General features: G+C 61.1%; 21 protein-coding genes. 6 read left to right on the forward strand and 15 right to left on the reverse strand.

The annotated features are described in order from the left end of the window. Window positions 1-22: 22 nt before the first annotated feature. The gene (locus tag LQ231_RS03000; protein WP_230170229.1) at window positions 23-967 is read right to left on the reverse strand and encodes an AEC family transporter; all 945 of its coding nucleotides are present in this window, start codon (window positions 965-967) and stop codon (window positions 23-25) included. 353 nt (window positions 968-1,320) lie between these two features. Here LQ231_RS03000 and LQ231_RS03005 point away from each other — a divergent pair, with 353 nt between their 5' ends. Continuing rightward, complete coding sequence (locus LQ231_RS03005; RefSeq protein WP_230170230.1) at window positions 1,321-2,313, forward strand: adenosine kinase; 993 nt, start codon at window positions 1,321-1,323, stop codon at window positions 2,311-2,313. A gap of 8 nt (window positions 2,314-2,321) precedes the next feature. Here LQ231_RS03005 and LQ231_RS03010 read toward each other — a convergent pair whose 3' ends face one another. Beyond that, complete coding sequence (locus LQ231_RS03010) at window positions 2,322-2,864, reverse strand: SH3 domain-containing protein (RefSeq protein ID WP_162742789.1); 543 nt, start codon at window positions 2,862-2,864, stop codon at window positions 2,322-2,324. A 191-nt stretch (window positions 2,865-3,055) separates the two neighbouring features. Between LQ231_RS03010 and LQ231_RS03015 the strand changes: the two genes are divergently transcribed. Further along, window positions 3,056-4,060: a D-glycerate dehydrogenase gene (locus LQ231_RS03015; protein WP_230170231.1), complete on the forward strand. Its 1,005-nt coding sequence runs from the start codon at window positions 3,056-3,058 to the stop codon at window positions 4,058-4,060. Window positions 4,061-4,064: 4 nt separating this feature from the next. Here the strand turns inward: LQ231_RS03015 and LQ231_RS03020 are convergent, their stop codons facing one another. Genes LQ231_RS03020 through recF form a run of 3 tightly spaced genes read right to left on the reverse strand, consistent with a single transcriptional unit; the run spans window position 4,065 to window position 6,492 of the window. Next, on the reverse strand, window positions 4,065-4,532 hold the full coding sequence (locus LQ231_RS03020; protein WP_230173231.1) for a GNAT family N-acetyltransferase: 468 nt from the start codon (window positions 4,530-4,532) through the stop codon (window positions 4,065-4,067). Between the two features lie 26 nt (window positions 4,533-4,558). Continuing rightward, entirely contained in the window at window positions 4,559-5,320 is a 762-nt protein-coding gene (locus LQ231_RS03025) for a molybdopterin-synthase adenylyltransferase MoeB (RefSeq protein WP_230170232.1), read from the reverse strand. A 41-nt stretch (window positions 5,321-5,361) separates the two neighbouring features. Further along, window positions 5,362-6,492, reverse strand: a complete 1,131-nt coding sequence (recF, locus tag LQ231_RS03030; RefSeq protein WP_113144013.1) for a DNA replication/repair protein RecF — start codon at window positions 6,490-6,492, stop codon at window positions 5,362-5,364. Between the two features lie 163 nt (window positions 6,493-6,655). Between recF and LQ231_RS03035 the strand changes: the two genes are divergently transcribed. Continuing rightward, complete coding sequence (locus tag LQ231_RS03035; RefSeq protein WP_113144088.1) at window positions 6,656-6,943, forward strand: hypothetical protein; 288 nt, start codon at window positions 6,656-6,658, stop codon at window positions 6,941-6,943. Between the two features lie 71 nt (window positions 6,944-7,014). Next, window positions 7,015-7,224: a SlyX family protein gene (locus tag LQ231_RS03040; protein ID WP_113144014.1), complete on the forward strand. Its 210-nt coding sequence runs from the start codon at window positions 7,015-7,017 to the stop codon at window positions 7,222-7,224. Window positions 7,225-7,320: 96 nt separating this feature from the next. Here LQ231_RS03040 and dnaJ read toward each other — a convergent pair whose 3' ends face one another. From dnaJ to LQ231_RS03075, 7 genes are all read right to left on the reverse strand, one after another. Then, entirely contained in the window at window positions 7,321-8,463 is a 1,143-nt protein-coding gene (gene dnaJ, locus LQ231_RS03045; RefSeq protein ID WP_230170233.1) for a molecular chaperone DnaJ, read from the reverse strand. 4 nt (window positions 8,464-8,467) lie between these two features. Next, window positions 8,468-8,941 carry a hypothetical protein gene (locus LQ231_RS03050; protein ID WP_113144016.1) on the reverse strand — a complete coding sequence of 158 codons (474 nt, stop codon included), beginning with the start codon at window positions 8,939-8,941 and terminating at the stop codon, window positions 8,468-8,470. Beyond that, a complete protein-coding gene (gene dnaK / locus LQ231_RS03055) occupies window positions 8,941-10,854 on the reverse strand; it encodes a molecular chaperone DnaK (RefSeq protein ID WP_113144017.1) in 1,914 nt (637 codons plus the stop codon). The genes LQ231_RS03050 and dnaK overlap by 1 nt, the downstream gene beginning before the upstream one ends. 315 nt (window positions 10,855-11,169) lie before the next feature. Beyond that, window positions 11,170-13,407 (reverse strand): transglycosylase domain-containing protein, encoded by a 2,238-nt coding sequence (locus LQ231_RS03060; RefSeq protein WP_230170234.1) that lies wholly within the window; start codon window positions 13,405-13,407, stop codon window positions 11,170-11,172. A 190-nt stretch (window positions 13,408-13,597) separates the two neighbouring features. Beyond that, a complete protein-coding gene (locus LQ231_RS03065; protein ID WP_230170235.1) occupies window positions 13,598-14,056 on the reverse strand; it encodes a YbaK/EbsC family protein in 459 nt (152 codons plus the stop codon). A gap of 322 nt (window positions 14,057-14,378) precedes the next feature. Then, complete coding sequence (locus tag LQ231_RS03070; protein WP_230170236.1) at window positions 14,379-15,767, reverse strand: dipeptidase; 1,389 nt, start codon at window positions 15,765-15,767, stop codon at window positions 14,379-14,381. A 105-nt stretch (window positions 15,768-15,872) separates the two neighbouring features. Then, window positions 15,873-16,304: a MarR family transcriptional regulator gene (locus LQ231_RS03075; RefSeq protein WP_113144089.1), complete on the reverse strand. Its 432-nt coding sequence runs from the start codon at window positions 16,302-16,304 to the stop codon at window positions 15,873-15,875. Between the two features lie 438 nt (window positions 16,305-16,742). On the opposite strand from LQ231_RS03075, the gene polA reads away from it, so the two are divergent. Together polA and pcaD are read left to right on the forward strand one after the other, a co-directional pair. Next, on the forward strand, window positions 16,743-19,730 hold the full coding sequence (polA, locus tag LQ231_RS03080) for a DNA polymerase I (protein WP_230170237.1): 2,988 nt from the start codon (window positions 16,743-16,745) through the stop codon (window positions 19,728-19,730). A 33-nt stretch (window positions 19,731-19,763) separates the two neighbouring features. After that, window positions 19,764-20,549 carry a 3-oxoadipate enol-lactonase gene (pcaD, locus tag LQ231_RS03085; RefSeq protein ID WP_230170238.1) on the forward strand — a complete coding sequence of 262 codons (786 nt, stop codon included), beginning with the start codon at window positions 19,764-19,766 and terminating at the stop codon, window positions 20,547-20,549. Window positions 20,550-20,562: 13 nt separating this feature from the next. Here pcaD and phnN read toward each other — a convergent pair whose 3' ends face one another. Genes phnN through LQ231_RS03100 form a run of 3 tightly spaced genes read right to left on the reverse strand, consistent with a single transcriptional unit; the run spans window position 20,563 to window position 23,020 of the window. Beyond that, window positions 20,563-21,171, reverse strand: coding sequence for a phosphonate metabolism protein/1,5-bisphosphokinase (PRPP-forming) PhnN (gene phnN / locus LQ231_RS03090; protein ID WP_230170239.1), 609 nt, complete (start codon window positions 21,169-21,171; stop codon window positions 20,563-20,565). Continuing rightward, window positions 21,171-22,310, reverse strand: coding sequence for an alpha-D-ribose 1-methylphosphonate 5-triphosphate diphosphatase (locus tag LQ231_RS03095; protein ID WP_230170240.1), 1,140 nt, complete (start codon window positions 22,308-22,310; stop codon window positions 21,171-21,173). The genes phnN and LQ231_RS03095 overlap by 1 nt, the downstream gene beginning before the upstream one ends. Window positions 22,311-22,330: 20 nt before the next feature. Beyond that, window positions 22,331-23,020: a DUF1045 domain-containing protein gene (locus LQ231_RS03100; protein WP_230170241.1), complete on the reverse strand. Its 690-nt coding sequence runs from the start codon at window positions 23,018-23,020 to the stop codon at window positions 22,331-22,333. Window position 23,021: the final 1 nt, after the last annotated feature.

The raw sequence follows: 23,021 nt of genomic DNA on the forward strand, positions 1-23,021 counted from the left end.
TTGTCCCGACAACGAACATGCTTCAGAGCAGAAAAAGAGCCCAGAGCGAGACGCTGATCACGCCGATCGCCGTCGATTGGGTGATGATAGAGGCTGCAAGTCCCTGACCCACGCCAAAGCGGCTGGCGATTAGCCAGGCGTTGATCCCGGTCGGAACGGATGATGTGAGCACGAGCGCGGCGGTCCATTGTGGACTGAGGCCGAGCAGCGTCGATGCCAGCCAGACGGTTGCAGGCATGACGATCAGTTTGATCACGGTGATGACGCTTGCGATCCGCACATTGCCCGCCATGCCATATTTGGTCAGCGTCATGCCGAGCGAGATCAAAGCCGCAGGTGCTGCCATCCCGGCCACCTGGCCGACGATACCGTCGAGCATTACGGGCATCTTAATGCCGACGACCTGCAGCACCAGCCCCGCCATAAGGCCGATGATCAGCGGGTTGCGGATGAGATTGGCGCCAACCTGGCGCGACACGGCCAGAACGCCTTCCGAAGGCTTGCCCGTGGTTTTCTGCTCCGCACGTTCCATTGCCACCGTGCCGGCGATCATCATCAGCGGCAGGTGCACGGCCAGCAGGATCGACATGGCGACAATTCCATCGGGACCAACGGTGCGATCGACCAGCGGAAGACCGATGAACACGTTGTTGGCGAAGGCGCCGGAAAGGCCGGCCAGAACGCCGATGCGCTGATCGCGACCGAAAAACCGCGTTGCAATAATATGACCCAGCGTCCAGGCGACGGCCACCCCGGCAAAATAGGCAATCCACAACCGGAATGGCGAGGCGCCATGGAAATCGGCATTGGCGATGGTGCGGAACATCAGCATCGGCACCGCCACTCTGAACACGAAGTCGCCCAGCCCGTCTCCGATGTCCGCCTTGAGGATTTTCAGCCTTACCAGCGACCAGCCGAACAGGATGAGAATGAAGATAGGCAGGACGTCTTGGGCAACGGATGACATGAAATTGGCGACTCACAGAAAAAGACAGACTTTTTCTTAGACCTTGAATCCACCGCCGACCAGCCATTGAAGGGGTGCTTCCTGACGACAAAAAGCAGGCAATGCCTGCTTTTACGCCCGGTCGAGCCGGGACCTGTATCCGCGCCGCCAGTACATCCGTGGTCGGCTTGGCCAGGTTGTGGAACCTGTCATGGTTCTTCGGAGCGGCGCTGGGGAGCTATGCCGTCCGCACACGCATCCACTAGCCCGCCAAGGTAACAGCCGCATGACAACGAAGGTTTTCGCCGCCCCCTTTCAAACCCGGCAAAAAAGGCTATGACCGTCTTGCCTATTTAACGGAGCCCAAGACCATTATGAGCCGATTCGACGTCCTCACTGTCGGTAACGCAATCGTCGACATCATTTCCCGCTGCGATGATCGCTTTCTCATCGACAACGAGATCACTAAGGGTGCGATGAACCTGATCGATGCGGACCGCGCCGAGCGGCTTTACAGTCTGATGGGTCCCGCCGTCGAAGCGTCCGGCGGCAGCGCCGGCAACACCGCAGCCGGTATCGCCAATTTTGGTGGCAAGGCGGCCTATTTTGGCAAGGTAGCGGAAGATCAGCTCGGCGAGATCTTCACCCATGACATCCGCGCCCAGGGTGTGCATTTCGAGACAAAGCCGCGCGGTACCCAGCCTCCGACCGCGCGCAGCATGATCTTCGTCACCGAAGACGGCGAGCGCTCGATGAACACCTATCTCGGTGCCTGTGTTGAGCTTGGCCCGGAAGACGTCGAGCCAGAGGTTGTTGCCCAGTCCAAGGTCACCTATTTCGAAGGTTATCTCTGGGATCCGCCGCGCGCCAAGCAGGCGATCCTCGAATGTGCCCGCATTGCCCATGAGAATGGGCGCGAAATGTCGATGACATTGTCTGATAGCTTCTGCGTCGGCCGTTACCGCGAGGAATTCCTCGATCTGATGCGTTCTGGCACGGTCGATATCGTTTTTGCCAATGAGCAGGAAGCGCTGTCGCTCTACGAAACGAATGATTTCGCCGTTGCGCTGGATCGAATTGCTGCGGACTGCAAGCTTGCGGCCGTCACCATGGGCGAAAATGGCGCCGTCGTGGTCAAGGGCGACCAGCGTATCCGCGTTCCGGCCACGCTCGTAACTAATCTTCTGGATACCACCGGTGCCGGCGATCTTTTTGCCTCAGGTTTCCTGTTCGGCTACACCAATGATCGGTCGCTTGAGGATTGCGCCCATCTGGGCTGCTATGCGGCGGGCGTTGTCATCCAGCAGATAGGCCCGCGTCCGATGAGTTCGCTGGACAAGGGCGCGCGCGCCGCAGGCCTGCTTTAAAGCAGGCCTTATTTGAAGGCTTCGCCGGGATAGGCGCCCCAGATTTCCGCCTGCGCCACCCAGCCGGCAACGCCCTTGGTTTCGGCCTTGCACCAGTTGCCGTTGCATTCTTCGATCTTGAGCACGACGCCGGGCTCGAGTTTCGCGATGACGGCGGCCGATGACATCGAATCGCGCCGCATCATCACATAGACATTGTCGCCGTTGGCGCGCATCCACGGTGCGGCGACGGCGGTACGTTCGCCCGAAAGCAGCGTCTGGTTGACCCAGCCTTCGGTCCCGTCGGCGTCGCGGATCTGTCGCCAGTTTTCGTATTCGCGGATGATTTCGACCGGCAGCCCCGATTTGAGATAACGCCAGGATACGGCGTAGTCCGTGCTCGGGCCGATCCGCAGGTTGACCTTTTCCGCCTTCAGGCTGACAAAGCGAGGCAGGGGAAGTCCGCTCGACCCCTTGGTCGTCGCCTGGGCAAGCGCGCTCTCCGACGCGGCCAGCGTCGAGAAGAGCAGGATACAGGATGCAAAACTGATTCGGAGCGCGTTCTGGTTCATACTGGATCCGACTATGCGATGATTGAAGGGCATTCCGCGACCCCTGAACCTGTTCCGGCAGGTATTGCGACAAATCCGGAACGGCGAGCGAGTTTTGTTTGTCTTCGCCGGTGGGTTTGCTAGAAATTGCTCTTTGGGGGAGTATCCCCCGTCTTGGTTAACGAGTTCTGAACAAGGCATTGATCCGTCCCATGACGAACAGGAAAAGACCCAAGGTCTATATTACCCGGAAATTGCCTGACGCTGTGGAAACGCGCATGCGCGAACTGTTCGACGCGGAGCTCAATATAGATGATGCACCGCGCAGCCGCGAAGACCTGATTGCCGCGATGAAAAGCGCCGACGTCCTGGTGCCGACCGTCACCGATCGCATTGATGCGGCCCTGATCGACGAAGCCGGCCCGCAACTCAAGCTGATCGCCAGTTTCTCCAACGGCACGGATCATATCGACATCGATGCGGCGGCCCGAAAGGGCATCACCGTCACCAACACGCCGAATGTCCTGACCGAAGACACGGCCGACATGACCATGGCGCTGATCCTTGCCGTGCCGCGCCGCCTGGTCCAGGGCGCACGCGTCTTGATGGACAGGCCGGGCGACTGGGCCGGCTGGTCGCCGACCTGGATGCTCGGACGCCGGATCTCGGGCAAGCGCATCGGTATCATTGGCATGGGACGCATCGGCACGGCCGTCGCCCGCCGTGCAAAGGCTTTCGGCCTGTCGATCCACTATCACAACCGCAAGCGCGTCAGCCCGCAGACCGAGGACGAACTGGAGGCGACCTATTGGGACAGCCTCGATCAGATGCTGGCAAGGGTCGATATCGTCTCGGTCAATTGCCCCTCGACACCGGCCACCTTCCATCTGCTGTCGGCGCGCCGTCTGGCGCTGCTGCAGCCGACGAGCTACATCGTCAACACGGCGCGTGGCGATATCATCGACGAGGACGCGCTGATCCAGTGCCTGAAGACCGGCAAGATCGCGGGCGCCGGTCTGGATGTTTTCGAAAACGAGCCTGCCGTCAATCCGAAACTGGTCAAGCTCGCCAACGAAGGCAAAGTCGTGCTTCTGCCGCACACCGGATCGGCGACGATCGAGGGCCGGATCGACATGGGCGACAAGGTCATCATCAACATTCGCACCTATTTCGACGGTCACCGCCCGCCGAACAGGGTCCTGCCGAATCGCACCTGAACCGTCAGGCCAACCGTTTACACATTTCAATCGAGGTCGTCCGGGTGAAGCCCGGATGGCTGTTTTCGGCCGTCTTTACGAACCCCCATGCGGCAAAGCGCCGGTGATTGCCGACAAGCTCGATACGTGTCTCCAGTCGCAGCATGTCGCGCCCGAGCTTCCCGGCGATCGTTTCGGCCTCGGTCAGCAGCCGGTAGCCTATTCCGTAACCTTGCATATTGGCGGCGACAGCAAGCTTGCCGACATAGAGTGCCCTGGCCTCCGGCTTGACGAACGCACAGCCGACCAGTCTGCCGTCGAGGAGCGCGGCCAGTCCGATCTCGTCCAGCGCCTTCTGCTTCAGTCCCTCCACGCTCAACTGATACGCCGAAGACGGCGGATCGATCACGCCATCCATATAGGCGAACGATCTGACGATCAGGTCGAGCAGCGCTTCATAGTCACAATATCCGGCTGCATCGATCCGCCGAATGTCGACGCTACGGTCCCCGTTCCCGTTCAAGGACGCGGCTCCCGGCGGCGATAGCGGATCGTGTCGAATTTCGCCGACAGCGCATCGTAGAGCAAAAGGCGCCCGAGCAGAGGCTCTCCGACGCCTGTCACCAGCTTGATCGCCTCCATGGCCATCAGCGTGCCGATGACGCCGGTCAGGGCGCCGATGATGCCGGCTTCGGCACAGGCCGGAACGAGGCCTTCGGGCGGGGCCTCGGGAAACAGATCACGGTAGCGGGGGTTCTGCCGCCCTTCGGCATCGGTCAGGTGTGGAGCCAGTACGGTGACCGAGCCATCGAAGCGGCCGACTGCCCCCGTCACCAGCGGAATGGCGCGCATCTCGGCCGCGTCCGCTGCCGCATAGCGCGTCGCAAAATTGTCCGATCCGTCGATCAGCAGGTCGAAACGTCCCAGATGGTCGCGGGCGAAGTGAGCGTCGAAGCGCGCTTCGTGTTGCACCACCCGGCAATGCGGATTGAGCCGGGCGATGGCACGCGCAGCACTTTCGGTTTTCTTCTCCCCGATCGTACCGGTGTCGTGGATCACCTGTCGCTGCAGGTTCGATAGGGAAACCCCGTCATCATCGACAATCCCGATCGTGCCGACGCCGGCGGCCGCGAGATACTGCAGCACCGGCGCACCCAGCCCACCGGCACCGATCACCAGAACGCGGGCCGATTTCAGCAATTGCTGTCCATGGCCGCCGATTTCCGGCAGCAGGATATGGCGATGATAACGGGACAGTTCGTCGGGCAGCAGTGGATCCATCAACCGATCATGCCATGTGAAAGAGGGGTGGGGAAGGGCGGTCAGGCATCCAGGCTGCCGTCCCGCACCGTGATGATATCGGCACGTTCGCCCAATGCTGCAAACATCGAACGATCCGTCCCTGTCATGAACGCCTGTCCGCCCAGCGCATCGATCCGGTCGAACAGGGCCGCCCGCCGACCCTCGTCCAGATGGGCGGCGATCTCGTCGAGCAGCAGAACCGGAGCAAAGCCGGTCATGGTTCCAACCAGTCTCGCATGCGCGAGCACCAATCCGATCAGAAGAGCCTTCTGCTCTCCGGTCGAGCAGCGTTCCGCGTTCATGTCTTTCTCGATATGCCGGATCTGCAGGTCGACGCGATGCGGACCGTCCAGTGTCCGTCCGGCCGCCGCATCCCTGTGGCGTGAGGATGCCAGCATCTGGATGTAGCGATCCTCCAGCTCGTAAGCCGGCCTGTCCGCCTCGTCGTCCATGAAGCCGCTGAGCGCGAGATGGGCCGAGGGAAAACGCGATGTCTGCCGATCCCCTTCGATCAAGCCGGCCAACAATCCGAGCATCTCGCGTCGGGCAGCCGCCATGGCGACGCCGAGTGCTGCCATCTGCTGTTCGATGCCCGACAGCCAGGAGGGATCGAACCGGCCATCGGATAGAAGCTTGTTGCGGCTGCGCATCGCCCGTTCGAAATCGCTCGCGCGACGTCCATGCGCCGGATCCAGCGAAAGCACCAGCCGGTCGAGAAAACGTCGCCGGTCGGCGGATGGCCCGGTGAACAGCCCGTCCATGGCAGGCGTCAGCCACAGCACGCGCAGGTGGTCGGTGAGTTCGTCAACCGATTTGACCGGAGTTGCATTGATCCGCAGGCGACGAACGAGCGCCTCGTCTTCGCCGCCACCCTCAGTGCCTGTCCCGATCTCCACATCGCCTGCCATTCCTTCGATCTCGGCAAAGATCGAGAAACCTGCTTGCGCGCCGACCCGGGCGATATCGGAAAGCACGGCCCGCCTCAGCCCGCGTCCGGGCGATAGAAACGACACAGCCTCCATCAGATTGGTTTTGCCGGCCCCGTTTTCGCCGATCAGCACGACATGACGACCGCGGAGGCTCAGGGAAGCCTGCGCATAGTTGCGGAAGTCGGTCAGCTTGAGTCGTTCTATATGGGTCTTCTGGATCATCGGCCGGATTCGCTGTTGCCCTGAGCTAGGACGATCCAGACGGGATGGCAAGGGAGCCGTCATGGTTTATCTTGCGCATCAAGGATCTGCGACGTCATGTGCCTTGGGCAAGTTCTGGTTTTGCAATAGTGTGATCGGACTTGAAGGCGAGGAGCCCTCCGCCATGCAGCCGGATCCTGACGAATTGACGCCTGAAGAAGCCCGCCGCGATCATTGGGAGATGCTGCGCTTTCTGGCGATCAACGCAGCCTTTGGCGCAGTGCTTGGCCTTGTCACCGCGGGTGCGATCCTCTGGCTCGATCTGGGAGGCGTGGGCACGTCACTGGGACGCGCCAGTCACCCCATCCTGCCGGTCTTGATGATGATCATACCGTTCGCGCTCACCTTTGCAGCGGCCGTAACAGCGTCAGCCGTGATGCTGATGCCCTACAAGAAAAAGAAGCAAAGATGAGATCCGCGGTTTGACGCTCCGCCATTCTTTCTGCATTAAGCCCTGGGTATAAACAGTCAGCGGAGATGGCCATGAGCGAACAGGACGACCGCGTAATTCGGCTGGAGGAAATGCTGGCCTATCAGGCTCGGGTGATTGAAGATCTGTCCGATCAGATTGCCGAGCAATGGAAGGTGGTCGAGCAGACCCGCGCCAAGCTTGAACGGTTGTCGGAGCGATTCTCAAACCTAGAAGAACAATCGCTCGACGCCCCGGCCATTACCAAGCCACCACATTATTGAGGTTTGACTGCTGCTCGAGCGACACCAGCGGTAAGGCATAAAAAGCGGGCCGAAAAGGATCCGGCCCGCCTGAAAACATACGCGATCAACAGATGATCAGTCGCTGAGCGTGTCGAAGAAATCCTTCATCCGGGCAAAGAAGCCTGTCGATTCCGGATTGTTTTCCTTCGACGACAACTGCTCGAATTCCTGCAGCAATTCGCGCTGGCGCTTGGATAGCTTCTGCGGGGTCTCGATCTGGATCTGGATATAGAGATCACCCGTCTGCGTCGAGCGCAGCACCGGCATGCCCTTGCCCTTGAGCCGGAACTGCTTGCCGGGTTGCGTGCCTTCCGGCACGGTCACCCGCGACTTGGTCCCATCCAGCGTCGCGACGTCGAACGTGCCGCCAAGCGCTGCCGTCGTCATCGAGATCGGCACCGAGCAATAGAGATCGGCCCCGTCGCGCTGGAAGAATTCATGCGGCCTCACCGACAGGAATATGTAGAGGTCGCCTGACGGGCCACCTCTGAGGCCGGCTTCGCCTTCGCCTTGCAGGCGAATGCGCGTGCCGTCTTCGATGCCCGACGGAATGTTGACCGACAGCGAACGCTCTTCCGTCACGCGGCCCTGGCCGTTGCATTTGCCGCACGGGTCGGAAATGGTCTGGCCGCGTCCGTGACAGGTCGGGCAGGTGCGCTCGATCGAGAAGAAGCCCTGCGCCGCACGAATGCGGCCGGAACCCTGACAGGTTGCGCAGGTCGTCGGCTTGGTGCCGGGCTTGGCGCCACTGCCGGTACAGACTTCGCAGGTGATCGAGGTCGGAACCCGGATCTGCGCGGTCTTGCCGGTAAATGCCTCTTCCAGCGAGATTTCCATATTGTAGCGCAGGTCCGCACCGCGCTCGCGCCCGTTTGTGGAGCGGGCGCGTCCGCCGCGGGCACCACCCATCATCTCGCCGAAGATGTCCTCGAAAATATCCGAGAAACCACCGCCGCCGGCAAAGCCTCCGCCGCCTCCACCACCGCCGCCATTTTCGAATGCGGCATGGCCGAACCGATCATAGGCCGCGCGCTTCTGGGGATCCTTCAAGGTCTCGTAGGCCTCGTTGATCTCCTTGAACTTGCGCTCGGCGTCCTTGTCTTCAGGGTTCTTGTCGGGATGATAAACCATCGCAAGTTTGCGGAAGGCGCTTTTCAGCTCCTTCTCGTCTGCGGTCCGGCCGACCCCGAGGGTCTCGTAGAAATCTGCTTTTGCCATGATATTACAGAGCTCTCAAAGCTTTATCCACGCTGGTGTGGCTGCCAGTTTTCTGGCCTGCCTGCTTGTCGCAAGCCAGCATGTCTTTCCTGAAATCGGATGAAGCGGAAGCGGCGTCTTCCAGCAGGGCCTTGCGCGGTTCGCCCTTGCTGGCGAGCCCGTCGGATGCCGATACTGCGACGAAGGCCAGGGAATGTGCCGCCATCTCACAGGACGAAACCTCACCCCCGTTTTCGCGTCTCTCCAGGGCTGCCTCGATGATCCGTCCGAGCTCATTGCCGATGCGAAACAGGTTTTTGCTGTCGCTTGCAGATATGGCTTTTGCCACACTCACTTCGGCAGCGCTCACCTGACGATGAACGGCACTGAGCTGAGCCTTGTCCTGCGCCTGCACAACACCCGACGCGGCGATCAAAGAAAATGCGGCTGGCCCGAGGGCCAGCCACCTTGGAGAAAAACGCCGTGTCGAGGCCCGCATTAGGCGGACTTCTTCGCGTCTTCGTCCTTCACTTCCTCATAATCGGCATCAACGATATCGCTATCCGGGCCATTGTCGGCATTGCCGGCGCCACCTTCAGCCTGCTGGGCTTCATAGATGGCCTGGCCGAGCTTCATGGACACTTCCATGAGCGTCTGCGTCTTCGCCTGGATGTCGTCTGCCGATGGTTCAGAGACTTCGAGTGCGCCCTTCAGGGCAGCAATCGCATCCTCGATCGCCTTGCGATCGGTCTCGGAAACCTTGTCGCCAAACTCGCTGACCGACTTTTCGGTCGAGTGGATCAGGCTTTCGGCGCCGTTCTTGGCTTCGACGACGGCACGACGTTGCTTGTCTGCCTCGGCATTGGCTTCGGCATCCTTGACCATCTTTTCGATGTCGGCATCAGACAGACCACCAGACGCCTGGATGCGGATCTGCTGTTCCTTGCCGGTGCCCTTGTCCTTGGCGGATACCTGCACGATGCCGTTGGCATCGATGTCGAAGGTGACTTCGATCTGCGGAACGCCACGCGGTGCCGGCGGCAGGCCGACGAGGTCGAACTGGCCGAGCAGCTTGTTGTCCTGGGCCATTTCGCGCTCGCCCTGCGATACGCGGATGGTTACGGCAGACTGGCTGTCTTCGGCCGTCGAGAAGGTCTGGCTCTTCTTCGTCGGGATCGTCGTGTTGCGGTCGATCAGGCGGGTGAAGACACCACCGAGCGTTTCGATGCCGAGCGACAGCGGGGTTACGTCGAGCAGCAGGACGTCCTTGACGTCGCCCTGCAGAACGCCGGCCTGGATCGCGGCGCCCATGGCGACCACTTCATCCGGGTTGACGCCCTTGTGCGGCTCCTTGCCGAACAGCTGCTTGACGATTTCCTGGACCTTCGGCATGCGGCTCATGCCGCCGACGAGAACCACTTCCTCGATTTCAGCAGCCGTGACGCCGGCATCCTTGAGGGCTGCCTTGCACGGGGCAACAGTGCGCTGGATCAGGTCGTCGACCAGGTTTTCGAACTTGGCGCGGGTCAGCTTCATCGTCAGGTGCTTCGGGCCGGAAGCATCTGCCGTGATGAACGGCAGGTTGATTTCGGTCTGCTGCGACGAGGACAGCTCGATCTTGGCCTTCTCAGCGGCTTCCTTCAGGCGCTGCAGGGCCAGCTTGTCGCCCTTCAGGTCGATACCCTGGTCCTTCTTGAACTCGGCAGCCAGATATTCGACGAGACGCATGTCGAAGTCTTCACCACCGAGGAAGGTATCGCCATTGGTCGACTTCACTTCGAAGACGCCGTCGCCGATTTCGAGAACCGAGATATCGAAGGTACCACCACCCAGGTCATAGACGGCGATCGTCTTGCCTTCGCGCTTGTCCATGCCATAGGCAAGGGCAGCTGCGGTCGGCTCGTTAATGATGCGCAGCACTTCGAGACCCGCGATGCGGCCTGCATCCTTGGTGGCCTGACGCTGGGCGTCGTTAAAATAGGCAGGAACGGTGATGACGGCCTTTTCGACCTTCTCGCCGAGATAGGCTTCTGCCGTTTCCTTCATCTTCTGCAGGATCATGGCGGAGATCTGCGAAGGCGAATAACCCTTGCCCTGAGCTTCGACCCAGGCGTCGCCATTGTCACCCTTGATGATCGGGAACGGGACAAGATGCTTGTCCTTCTCAACCGTTGGGTCTTCGTAGCGGCGGCCGATCAGGCGCTTGACGGCAAAGAGGGTATTGGTCGGATTGGTGACAGCCTGACGCTTGGCCGGCTGGCCGACAAGGCGTTCACCATCGTCGGAAAATGCCACCATCGACGGCGTGGTGCGTGCGCCTTCGGAATTTTCGATGACCTTCGCATCCTTGCCGTCCATGACGGAGACGCAGGAGTTGGTCGTTCCAAGGTCGATACCGATTACTTTAGCCATATTATTCTCTCCTTGAAGCAGGCTGTCGGAACCCCAATCAGGCATTCCTTGACAGCCCCTCGACGTGGACGGTCTGTGTTGTTCGCAGCCACGCTGCGGTTATGTCGCGTATATAAGAAGCAGTTTTTCGGACTGCAAGGCTGGATTTCCGCTGTAATCCAGTAAAAAGAACAGATTGGCGCGATCCTCTCCACCAGAAATGGGATGGCGATCCCGCTTTGCCAAACAGATTTTTTAGAGAAGCGGGCTTGCGCCTGGCATGCCGGGCGATAACGGCGCTTGCGGCCGCTTTTTCTGCCCGCTCCGATATCGAATTTACTGGCCCAGAATGAGGTCCAGCAGCGTGGTGCGCCGCGGCGCTCCGCCCTGAGGCGGTGTGGGCCCGACATCGCCTGGCGGGACCGGCGGACCGGGCGCATCGTTCATCGGAGGCAAACTGCCTTGCGGCGGCGACTGTGCCTCCGGTTGCGCAGGATACCGTTCCTCGCCGCCGCCCGTGAACACGTCTGAAATGATCGTACCGATCGTCATGTCGTCCTGTTGCGGCGCAGGCTCGTAATAGTCGCCGCCCGGCAGAGGCGCCGGAGACAGCCCCTGATGGGCGGCAGTCATGAAGTCATGCCAGGCGACAGCCGGAAGACCGCCGCCGGTGACTTTTTTCATCGACTGGCCATCGTCATTGCCGAACCAGACGCCGGTGGTCAGGTTGCTGGTATAGCCGATAAACAGCGCATCGCGGAAAGACTGCGTCGTGCCGCTCTTGCCGGCCGCCTCCCAGCCCTTGAGGCGCGCCTTGCGGCCCGTTCCATTGTTGATCACGCCCATCATCATCTTGTTCATCGACGATACGACGCCGTCACTGAGGACGCGCGGCGGCTCGAGATAGTTGTTCTCGTAGATCACCGTGCCGTCGGTCTTCAGGATCCGCCGGATCACATGCGGCGTCGCCTTGTATCCGCCGTTCATGAACGGTGCATAGGCAGCGGTGAGTTCGAGCAGCGACACTTCCGACGTGCCGAGCGCGATCGAGGCGTTGTTCTGCAGATCCGAATCGATGCCCATCCGGTGCGCAAGCTTGATCACCTGGTCGGGGCCGACCTCCATCACCAGCTGTGCGGCAATGGTGTTGAGCGAATCCTCCATCGCCTGCGTCAGCGTCACGGGACCGCGAAATTTCTGATCGTAGTTTTCCGGCGTCCAGGCGCCGATCCGGATCGGTGCGTCATTGCGGATCGAATCCGGCCGCAAGCCGATTTCCATCGCGGCGGCGTAGACAAAGGGCTTGAACGCCGAACCCGGCTGGCGCTTGGCCTTGACCGCGCGGTTGAACTGGCTTTCGGCATAGTCGCGCCCGCCGACAAGCGCCCGGATTGCGCCGGTGCCGTCGATCGAGACCAGCGCTGCCTGGGAGGCATTCAGTTTCCCGCCTTCGGCCGCCAGCGATTCGGTCAGGGCCGCTTCCGCCTTCTTCTCCAGAGTCAGGTCGATCGTGGTCTCGACCACCAGATCTTCGGTCACGGTGCCGATCAGCCCCGTCACCTCGTCCTTGACCATGTCGGCGACATACTGGCCCGCGCCGCTCCAGTATCGCTTCGCCTGCGTCGGAGACTGCGACATTGCTGTCTTGATTTCGTCCTCGGTGACATAGCCCTCTTCGCGCATCGCACCCAGCACGACCTGCGCGCGCGCTTCCGCCGCCTCCGGGTCGCGCGCAGGCGACAGTCGCGATGGCGCCTTCAAAAGGCCGGCCAGAAGCGCTGCTTCCCCCAGGTTGACGTCGCGGGCCGACTTGTTGAAATAGCGCCTCGCCGCCGCCTCGACCCCGTAGGCGTTCGAACCGAAATAGACCCGGTTCAGATACATGGCGAGGATCTGGTCCTTGGTGAATTTCTGCTCCAGCCAGAAGGACAGGAGCACTTCCTGAACCTTGCGTTCAATCGTGCGCTCCGGCGACAGGAACAGGTTCTTGGCCAGCTGCTGGGTCAGCGTCGAGCCACCCTGCAGACTGCCGCTTCCGGTCAGGTTGTTGACCACGGCGCGCGCCAGGCCGAGCGGATCCACGCCGAAATGCGAATAGAAACGCCGATCCTCGATCGCCATCACCGCCTGCGGAATATAGGGCGACATTTCCTCAAGCGGCAGCGCCTCGCCGCCGGTCGCGCCGCGATTTGCGATGACGGTTCCCTCGACCGAAACGATCTTCATGTTCGGCGGGCGTTCGGGGATTGACCAGCTGCTCGCACTGGGCATCTGCATCCCGTAGTAGAAGATGAGCCCGCCGACGGCGATCCCGCCCCAGATCGACAGAACGAAGCACCAGTAGATCAGCTTGCCAATGCCAAAGCCGCTTCTGGGCGCAGGCTTCGCCTTGCGGCCACGCGCCGACGGTTTCGCCTTCGTCTTCGTCTGGGATTTGGCGCCCTTGGTTCCCGTCTTCGCCTGACCGCTTCGCCCGCCGAGACGATCGTTGGCGTCAAGGCGAAAATCCTCCTCCTCTCGATCTTCCTCGAAAGTCGGTTCGACACGGTCGCGGGATTTGCCTCTGGTCACCATCGAGGACGGTCTGCTCCGGATAGGTCTCGGACGCCGCGGCATGGGTGCCGCGCCTGCGTCAGGTTGATGTCGAGGGCAGGCTGCATTCGACGATGGTTAGCCTGCTTCCGATCTGAACACTAAATGCGGCGATTTAAGGGGTGGTTAAGAGGCCGTAAACAGGCCGTTTTCCCGATGTCTGCCGTTTGATCTATTGGCAGAGATCCGCCCATTCGGCGCCGGTCAATTCGGCCATCCGCTGCGGCGAGATCCGCACGGCGGCATTCGTCGCGCCTGCGGCCGGCACCACTTCATCGAAATCTTGCAGCGAGAGATCGCAATAGACCTTGAGTGGCGACGGCAGGCCGAAAGGGCAGACGCCGCCGACCGGATGGCTGGTTGCCTCAATGACACCATCGGCATCGAGCATGCGCGGCTTGACGCCGAACCGGTCCTTGAACTTGCGATTGTCGAGCCGCTTCGTGCCGGCGGTCACCACGAGCACGACGTCCTCGCCGATCCTGAGGCAGATCGTCTTTGCGATCTGGTCGGGCTCGACGCCATGGGCTTCGGCGGCCAGTGGTACGGTTGCGGAACTGGCTTCCGTGACGATCACGGAAATCCCGGGCGCATGGGTGAGGAAGAAGCTGCGGACGGATTCAAGGCTCATGCGCCAAGGTTACGCTGACGTCGGCAATCTGCGCAAGGTGCCACGGCAATCAAGCAGCGTCTTGAAAAATGCGACCGAAATCCCATCTATGGTTCAGCCACGCAACCAGTCCGGCATGCAGAACTCTGCGAGAGTTCTCGTCAGGATTAACCCGGCGTTAAGCATCAAGGGCCATTCTCGGCTCCAGGGTGTGAGTCAGCAGAGCGTTGACAGACACCGGCGATCGCATGGCACGTTTCCGTTTTTGACCACGGATGTACTGGCAGGGATGTAGAAACGTAAAGGAAAGGCCGGTTTTCACCGGCCTTTTTGCTTTTTTGTGTCAGTTCTTCGACAAGGCGTCGAGAATGCGGATCCACGAGCGGATGCCCTTGTGGAATGAATTCAGGTCATATTTTTCGTTCGGCGAATGGATGCGGTCGTCCACCTGTCCGAAGCCGACCAGCAGTGAATCCATGCCGAGCATCTTCTGGAAGTCGCCGACGATCGGGATCGAGCCGCCCATGCCGATCACCACGGCGGCCTTTGGCCACTCGTCCGACAGCGCGTTCTTCGCCTTGGTCAGCACCGGCGAATCGTAGGACAACTGGATGGCCGGAGAGCCGCCATGTTCGTGAAACTCGACCGAGCAATCGGCCGGAATGTGCGACTTCACATAGCTGCGGAAACTATCGCGGATCTTCGCCGGGTCCTGGTCGCCGACGAGGCGGAACGAGACCTTGGCGGAGGCTTTGGCCGCGATCACGGTCTTGAAGCCCTCGCCGGTATAGCCGCCGATGATGCCGTTGACCTCGGCCGTTGGCCGCGCCCATGTCAGTTCCAGCACCGAGCGGCCCTTTTCGCCGGACGGAACGGAGAGCCCGACCTCGCCGAGGAAACTTTCGGCCGTGCGGCCGAGGCTGTCCCACGACGCCTTGATGTTCGACGGTGTTTCCTCGACCCCATCGTAAAAGCCGGGCAGTGTCACCTTGCCGGTCTCGTCATGCAGGTCGGCAAGGATCTTTGTGAGGATATGCACCGGATTGGCGGCTGCACCACCGAACAGCCCGGAATGCAGGTCGCGGTCGGCTGCGGTAATCGTGATTTCCTCGCCGACCAGACCGCGCAGGGCGGCCGCAATCGCCGGTGTCTCGCGGTCCCACATGCTGGTGTCGCAGACCAGGGCGAAATCGGCCTTGAGTTCGGCTTCATTGGCGCTGAGGAAAGGTTTCAGCGACGGCGAACCGGATTCTTCCTCGCCTTCAAACAGGATGGTGATCCGCACCGGCAGGTTGCCGTTCACCGCCTTGTAGGCGCGGCAGGCTTCGAGGAAGGTCAACAACTGACCCTTGTCGTCGGACGTGCCGCGACCGGTGATCACCTTGCGGCCGTCTTTTTCCTTGATCGCCGGGGCAAACGGGTCGTCTTCCCAGAGGTTCAGCGGATCGACCGGCTGCACGTCATAGTGGCCGTAAAACAGCGCATGCGGCGCGTTATCGCTGGCCGCGGCATGATGGGCAACAACCATCGGATGGCCGGGCGTATCGCGCACCGAGGCGGTGAAGCCGAGATCGTTCAGTTCCTTGACCAGCCATTCGGCGGCCCGCTGGCAATCTGCCTTGAAGGCCGGATCGGTCGAGATCGAGGGGATGCGCACGAGCTCGAAAAGGCGCTCGAGGCTCTGCGGCAAGGTCTCGTCGGCCTTGGCGAGAAGAGGGGAAAGATCGGTCATGGCAATATCCTGCGCGATTGAAATCGGCGGGACGATAGAACAAAGCGTCGGCACTTTCGAGCTTGCCGGCAGGTGATTTTTTCTCAAACCTCTTGCAGGCTTGCTTCACAGCTTGCGCGCATTGGCGATCGCCCAGCGTATGTATTCCTTCAGCAATTCCTTCTCGAACCTGCGGAACCCGGCAAACACGGCCTGTTCGGCATCCTCTGCGGCAGCCAAGGCTTCGCCGCGCATCGCGCGCGCCCTGTCGGTCAGGAAAATCTGTTGAGCCCGTTTGTCCTTGGGGTGGATCCGCCGCTCGATCAGCCCGTCGCGCTCCATCCGGGCCAGCGTGTTGGCAATCGTCGCCTGCTCGACATCGACCCGGTCGAGCAATTGCCGCTGCGTCAGGCCTTCTTCTTCCCAGAGCTCCAGCAGGATGGGAAACTGGCCTGGTGAAAAGCCAAGCCGCGCCGCCCGGCTTTGCAGCGCACGGGTAAAGCCGCGGGCCAGCTGGGTCGCAAGGGACGTGGCCGATTCTGAGCGTTCATGGGCCATGGGACTGAACATGCCGCTGTTTGCCTTCACGGGAATATCGCATGCGATCCATTCCCGGGGCTGACCATTTTTGGATGAGGTATTCTGAATAAATGAAGCCGTCGTGGCGGGCGGGGGGATTGCCACGACGGCTTCAGAATATAGGGACAAAGGCCCGGAGAGGGGGATAAGGCCTTTGTCCAAGTCTGAAGCGGCGGGGGACGAGCCTCATTCAGACTACGACGTGATCAGGCGTCGATGAGTATCAAATGAGCGGCCGAATGTGGTTTTTCAAGGGAGGGCCGAATTACAAATCGGTAAGCTTTTCGTGATTGCCGCCCTCGCGCCTAACGTCTGCGATTTCGAGCAGGGCGTGACGCGCCCCAAAGCATCGAAATTGCCGTTCACCACCTCAAACCGCAATGGACCTTTTCGCCGCCTCGCGCTATCCATGCCGACATGAAAAAAGGCGATCATCTCTTTCTCGTTGACGGCTCCGGATTCATCTTCCGGGCGTTCCACGCCATTCCGCCGCTGAACCGCAAATCCGACGGCCTGCCCGTCAACGCGGTCTCCGGCTTCTGCAACATGCTGTGGAAACTGTTGCGCGATGCCCGCAATACCGATGTTGGCGTGACGCCCACCCATTTCGCGGTCATTTTCGACTATTCATCGAAGACCTTCCGCAATGCGCTTTACGACCAGTACAAGGCCAACCGGTCTGCGCCGCCGGAGGACCTGATTCCGCAGTTCGGCCTGATCCGCCATGCCACGCGCGCCTTCAATCTGCCCTGCATCGAGACCGAAGGATTTGAGGCCGACGATATCATCGCGACCTATGCCCGGGCCGCGGAAGCCATCGGCGCCGATGTCACGATCATCTCTTCCGACAAAGACCTGATGCAGCTCGTCACGGCGAACGTGCATATGTACGACGCGATGAAGGACAAGCAGATCGGTATCCCGGACGTCGTCGAGAAATGGGGCGTGCCGCCGGAAAAGATGATCGACCTGCAGGCGATGACCGGTGATTCCACCGACAACGTTCCGGGCATTCCCGGCATCGGACCGAAGACGGCGGCTCAATTGCTCGAGGAATTCGGCGATCTCGAAACGCTGCTCGCCCGTGCCGGCGAGATCAAGCAGCAGAAGCGCCGCGAAAACATCATCGCCAATGCCGATCTCGCCCGCATCTCGCGCCAGCTTGTCGAACTGCGCACCGACGTGCCGCTCGACATGGCGCTCGAAGACCTGACGCTGGAGCCGCAGGATGGCCCCAGGCTGATCGCATTCCTGAAAGCCATGGAATTCACCACGCTGACCCGCCGCGTCGCCGAGGCAACCGGTGCCGATGCCAGCGTCATCGATGCCGCCGACGTCCCGGTCGAGCGCGGTGGCCGAGCCCATGGCCCCGATCTCGACGCTCAGCCTGCAGCCCATTTGGAGCCTACCTCTGCATCCGCCGAAGCGCCGGTCGCATCTGCCGGTGCCGCCGATCCGGATGGTTCAAGGCCGGCAACACTTGCCAAGGCGCGCGCCGATGCATTTGCATCGCTCCCGATTGATCGTTCCGGCTATGTGACAATCCGCGATCTGGCGTCGCTGCGCCAATGGGTTGCCGATGCCCGCGAAACCGGCCTTGTTGCCTTTGATACGGAAACTACCTCCATCGATCCGATGCAGGCGGATCTGGTCGGCCTGTCGCTGGCAATCCAGGACAATCGCACCACGCCGGGCTCTGCCAATATCCGCGCTTGCTATGTGCCGCTGGCGCACAAGACCGGCCGCGATGATCTGTTCAGCGATGGCGTCAAGCTCAGCGAAGGCCAGATACCGATGGCCGACGCGCTGGCGGCGCTGAAGGACATGCTGGAAGATCCGGCCGTTCTCAAGGTCGCGCAGAACCTGAAATACGACTATCTGGTGATGAAACGCCACGGCGTCGTCATCGACGGTTTCGATGACACGATGCTGATGTCCTATGTGCTGGATGCCGGAAGAGGCAATCACGGCATGGACACCCTGTCGGAAAAATGGCTTGGCCACACGCCGATCGCCTTCAAGGAGGTCGCCGGCTCCGGAAAGTCGCTGGTTACCTTCGACCATGTCGATATCGACAAGGCGACGGCCTATGCCGCCGAAGATGCGGACGTGACACTGCGCCTCTGGCTGGTGCTGAAGCCACGCCTCGCCGCCGAAGGCCTGACCCGCATCTATGAGCGGCTCGAACGACCGCTCGTGCCGGTGCTGGCGGACATGGAAGAGCGCGGCATCACGGTCGACCGCCAGATCCTGTCGCGTCTCTCCGGTGAACTTGCCCAGAAGGCGGCGGCCACCGAAGACGAGGTCTATGAACTCGCCGGCGAACGTTTCAACATCGGCTCGCCCAAGCAGCTCGGCGATATCCTGTTCGGCCGCATGGGCCTGCCCGGTGGCTCCAAGACCAAGACCGGACAGTGGTCGACCTCAGCGCAGGTGCTCGAAGATCTCGCCGCTGAAGGCGCGCCATTGCCGCGCAAGATCGTCGACTGGCGCCAGCTCACCAAGCTGAAATCGACCTATACCGATGCGCTTCCCGGCTATGTGCATCCGCAGACCAAACGCGTGCACACAAGCTATTCCCTGGCCTCGACCACGACGGGACGCCTGTCCTCGTCTGAGCCGAACCTGCAGAATATTCCGGTGCGCACCGCTGAAGGCCGCAAGATCCGCACCGCCTTCATCTCGACGCCGGGCCACAAGCTGCTGTCGGCCGACTACAGCCAGATCGAACTGCGCGTGCTCGCCCATGTCGCCGATATTCCGCAACTGCGCCAGGCCTTTGCCGATGGCATCGACATTCATGCGATGACCGCGTCGGAAATGTTCGGCGTGCCGGTCGAGGGCATGCCGTCGGAAGTCCGCCGTCGTGCCAAGGCGATTAATTTCGGCATCATCTACGGCATTTCCGCCTTCGGCCTCGCCAACCAGCTGTCGATCGAACGTTCGGAGGCCGGCGACTACATCAAGAAATATTTCGAGCGTTTCCCGGGCATCAAGGACTATATGGAAAGCACCAAGGCCTTCGCCCGCGAAAACGGTTATGTCGCAACCATCTTCGGTCGCCGTGCCTATTATCCGGAAATCCGCTCGTCCAATCCGTCGATGCGCGCCTTTAACGAACGCGCCGCGATCAACGCGCCGATCCAGGGCTCGGCCGCCGACGTCATCCGCCGCGCCATGATCAAGATCGAGCCGGTACTGGCCAAGGCCGGTCTTGGCGAACGCGCACGCATGCTTTTGCAGGTCCATGACGAACTGATTTTCGAAGTCGAGGACGATGCGATCGAGGCTGCAATGCCACTCATCGTCGATACGATGGAAAATGCCGCCATGCCGGCAGTCTCCATGCGGGTGCCGCTGAAGGTCGATGCCCGCGCAGCCCATAACTGGGACGAAGCGCACTGAGCGCCCGTTCCGATCACACAGGAGAACAGGGCTTTGGCCTTTAAAACAATCAACGGCAATGTCGTCCATTACGAACTGATCGGCGAAGCCAAGGCCAAGAACCTGATCGTCTTTTCCAACGGGCTCGGCACCGATTTCCGCATCTGGCTGCCCCTGTTCGATGAGCTCGGCGAGGATGTCTCGGTCCTGCTCTATGACAGCCGCGGCCATGGCCTGTCCGGCGGTGCCGAGCAGCCTTTCGGCATGGATGACCTCGTCTCGGATCTGGCAGCGCTCTGCGATGAGCTTGAGATCAAGAAGGCAACCTTCTGCGGTCTGTCGGTCGGTGGCCTGATCTGCCAGGGCCTGTGGAAGGCGCGGCCGGACCTCTTTCGCAAGCTCGTTCTCTGCGACACCGCCCCGAAGATCGGCACAGCGGACATCTGGGCCGAGCGTATCGAAGGCGTCCGCGCCAAGGGCCTCGATAGTGTGGCCGACAACGCCATGCAGCGTTGGTTCACGCCGGCTTTCCATCAAGACCGCGCCGATGAACTGGCAGGCTACAGATTGATGATGACGCGGCAATCAACAGCCGGCTATCTTTCGACCTGCGAAGCTTTGCGCGATACCGATTTTTCCGATGTATTGCCGACCATAACTGTCCCGACGATGCTCATCGTTGGCGATCAGGATGGCTCGACGCCGCCGGAATTGGTCGAGGCTGCTGCTAGCCTTATTCCGGGCGCCCGTTTTGAAGTCATCGAAGATTGCGCGCATATTCCGAGCGTCGAGCAGCCGGAGGCCTTGGCCGAACTGCTGCAGGGCTTCATGCGCAAATAATGGACTGGATTGGTCAGGACTGCTGCGCGGGTCTGCCCGCCAGCAGTGCTTCAAGCGTCTCGACAAGTTTTCGGCCGCCTTCTTCGAGAGGGCCACTATTGTCGATAGTCAGGCAATTGTATTGCGCGGGAATGGCAAGTGAGCCGCCACGCGTCAACCTTGCCTCGATCTCTGCCGCACTTTCACGTCCCCGCGCTTCCAACCGTTTGACCAGAACCTCCGGCCTTGCGGTCACGTTGACCACGAGCAGCGAGGGAAACGCCCGCTGGAAAAGGTCGAGCGCCGATCGTGAGCCATTGGCGATGACCAGATGCCCTTTGGCCAGCTGATCCTGAACATCCGATGGAATGCCATAGCGCAATCCATGGGCGTCCCAGTTCACCGCAAAGCCGCCTGCGGCCCGTTGCGTCTCGAACTCGGTAGCTGATGCTGCCTGATGGTCTTCCCCGCCAGCGTCGGATGCGCGGGTAATGACCCGCTGCACGACATGGATGTCATCGCGTCCGGAAAAATGCCCCATCGCAAACTGGATCAGGCTGTCCTTGCCGGCACCGCTCGGTCCGACAACGGCGACCAGCGTTCCCGATGGCAGTGTCCGGGCTTGTCGTGCATTCTCCGCCATCACGCAACCCTTCGTCCTTCGCGCCAGACCGAGCGCACCACCGGCACACCTTCCGTGTGACGAACGCGAACGAGATCGGCGCGCAAACCTGCGGCGATCCGACCGCGATCGTCAAGGCCGACCGTCCTTGCTGGTGTCGAAGTCACCATGGCCAGCGCCTTCGGCAGAGACAGGCCATCCATCTCGTCGGCCAGAACGAAGGGTGCATGCAACAGGCTCAGCGGCACGTAATCGGAAGACAGAACATCGAGCACGCCCTGCGCGGCCAGATCACGTGCGGCAATGTTGCCCGAATGTGACTTGCCGCGCACGACGTTCGGTGCGCCCATCAGCACGCTCATGCCCGCCGTGTGGGAGGCCTTGGCCGCCTCGAAGCTGGTCGGGAATTCCGCAAGCTTCACGCCGTGGCCTTTGGCTTCCTCGACATGCGCGAGCGTCGCATCGTCATGGCTGGCAACCGTGATCCCGCGCTCGGCACAGATCGCCGCAAGCGTGTCGCGGTGCACCGAGGAATAGCGTTCCGACATCTTCAAGCGCCCCTCGACGAAACGGGCGAAGGCTTCCTCGGAAAGGCCGCGCTTGGTTTTGTAGTAAAGCGTATACTGCTCCATCGTCTGGAACTGCCGCTGACCCGGGGAATGGTCCATCAGCGAGACGAGGCGGACATGCGGATCGGTGGCGAAATCGGAAAAATGGTCGAGCACGTTGTCGGATGCCACTTCGCAGCGCAGGTGGATCAGGTGCTCCGCGCGCAACCGGTCTTCGCGCTCGGCCGCCTGGATGGCGTCCGCCATTTCGCGCATCTCGCCCTTGGCAAAGCCGCCGTCTTCGTCCGAGCCCATGCGCAGGCAGTCGAACACCGTGGTGATGCCGGAGGTCGCGACTTGCGCGTCATGCGCCTGGATCGCCGACATCTTGTTCCAGCGCACACCCGGCCTCGGCGAATAATGCGCTTCGAGATGGTCGGTATGCAACTCGACCAGGCCGGCGACCAGATAGTCGCCACCAAAATCTTCGCCGGCCTGTGATGGACCTTGCGAGATATCGGCAATCTTTCCGTCGCGCACGAGAACCGAGCCGGAAACAACCTCGTCCTCCAACACGATACGGGTATTGTTGAGGGCAAATTCGATCGACATGGGAAGTCCCTGCTACTGTGTCAGGCCCCGATCAACGGGTGCCAGGAATGAACGGTAAACGGCGCACCGCGCTGGGTCTCGACGAAGAGACCCAGCCCCGAGATGGCCAGCGGTTTTTGGTTGAAAGCGGAAAAACGCCGATCGAGAACGTCAGCGATGGTGGCGCTGCGCTCGGGTGCGATCGGTCCGGTCAGCGTCATGTGAAAGCGAAAGGCATCGAAGACATGCGGATAGCCCCAGCGCAGGAGATTCTGCCGCAGCGTGGGATCAAGTCTATCGGGATTGCGTCTCGCGATATCGGCCTCTGACAACGGCGCCCGGAATGGCTCGAACTCTTCGACGATGCGGGCGGCAAAATCCTGGAGCGGTGCATGCGTGCGACCGGGGATCATGGCAAAGAACGGCCCCAGCTGCCCGACGACAATGCTCGGTAATTCGAAACTGAATTCGCGGCCACAGAAGGCCTGCAATGCAACGACCAGATCGGATTCGTCCTGCCCCTCGGCCAGTTCGAACGGCGCCTTCAGTGTCGCATGAAAGCCATAGCGCCGCGGATCCCCGGTGATCCGGTGATGTTCGTCCAGATCGAAGCCCTCGAGATCCCCAATGTCCGCCTGGTGACCGCTGAAGGCATCCCGCTTCAGCCAGGCGGCAGCCGCCACGGTCAGCGGGTCATCGGCGGGAGGCGTGAAATAAATGGCGTATCGCAAG

Origin of the sequence: Rhizobium sp. CECT 9324 (genome assembly GCF_918741265.1) — a bacterium.
Taxonomy (GTDB): domain Bacteria; phylum Pseudomonadota; class Alphaproteobacteria; order Rhizobiales; family Rhizobiaceae; genus Allorhizobium.

Bases quoted from the DNA above. Each gene is read 5' to 3' on its own strand.
- LQ231_RS03040 (WP_113144014.1), top strand. From the start codon at position 7,015: ATGAGCGAACAGGACGACCGCGTAATTCGGCTGGAGGAAATGCTGGCC.
- polA (WP_230170237.1), top strand. From the start codon at position 16,743: ATGAAAAAAGGCGATCATCTCTTTCTCGTTGACGGCTCCGGATTCATC.
- LQ231_RS03005 (WP_230170230.1), top strand. From the start codon at position 1,321: ATGAGCCGATTCGACGTCCTCACTGTCGGTAACGCAATCGTCGACATC.
- LQ231_RS03015 (WP_230170231.1), top strand. From the start codon at position 3,056: ATGACGAACAGGAAAAGACCCAAGGTCTATATTACCCGGAAATTGCCT.
- dnaJ (WP_230170233.1), bottom strand. From the start codon at position 8,463: ATGGCAAAAGCAGATTTCTACGAGACCCTCGGGGTCGGCCGGACCGCA.
- LQ231_RS03000 (WP_230170229.1), bottom strand. From the start codon at position 967: ATGTCATCCGTTGCCCAAGACGTCCTGCCTATCTTCATTCTCATCCTG.
- LQ231_RS03060 (WP_230170234.1), bottom strand. From the start codon at position 13,407: ATGGTGACCAGAGGCAAATCCCGCGACCGTGTCGAACCGACTTTCGAG.
- LQ231_RS03095 (WP_230170240.1), bottom strand. From the start codon at position 22,310: ATGTCGATCGAATTTGCCCTCAACAATACCCGTATCGTGTTGGAGGAC.
- LQ231_RS03050 (WP_113144016.1), bottom strand. From the start codon at position 8,941: ATGCGGGCCTCGACACGGCGTTTTTCTCCAAGGTGGCTGGCCCTCGGG.
- LQ231_RS03025 (WP_230170232.1), bottom strand. From the start codon at position 5,320: ATGGATCCACTGCTGCCCGACGAACTGTCCCGTTATCATCGCCATATC.
- LQ231_RS03070 (WP_230170236.1), bottom strand. From the start codon at position 15,767: ATGACCGATCTTTCCCCTCTTCTCGCCAAGGCCGACGAGACCTTGCCG.
- LQ231_RS03075 (WP_113144089.1), bottom strand. From the start codon at position 16,304: ATGGCCCATGAACGCTCAGAATCGGCCACGTCCCTTGCGACCCAGCTG.
- LQ231_RS03065 (WP_230170235.1), bottom strand. From the start codon at position 14,056: ATGAGCCTTGAATCCGTCCGCAGCTTCTTCCTCACCCATGCGCCCGGG.
- recF (WP_113144013.1), bottom strand. From the start codon at position 6,492: ATGATCCAGAAGACCCATATAGAACGACTCAAGCTGACCGACTTCCGC.
- dnaK (WP_113144017.1), bottom strand. From the start codon at position 10,854: ATGGCTAAAGTAATCGGTATCGACCTTGGAACGACCAACTCCTGCGTC.
- LQ231_RS03035 (WP_113144088.1), top strand. From the start codon at position 6,656: ATGCAGCCGGATCCTGACGAATTGACGCCTGAAGAAGCCCGCCGCGAT.
- LQ231_RS03010 (WP_162742789.1), bottom strand. From the start codon at position 2,864: ATGAACCAGAACGCGCTCCGAATCAGTTTTGCATCCTGTATCCTGCTC.
- phnN (WP_230170239.1), bottom strand. From the start codon at position 21,171: ATGGCGGAGAATGCACGACAAGCCCGGACACTGCCATCGGGAACGCTG.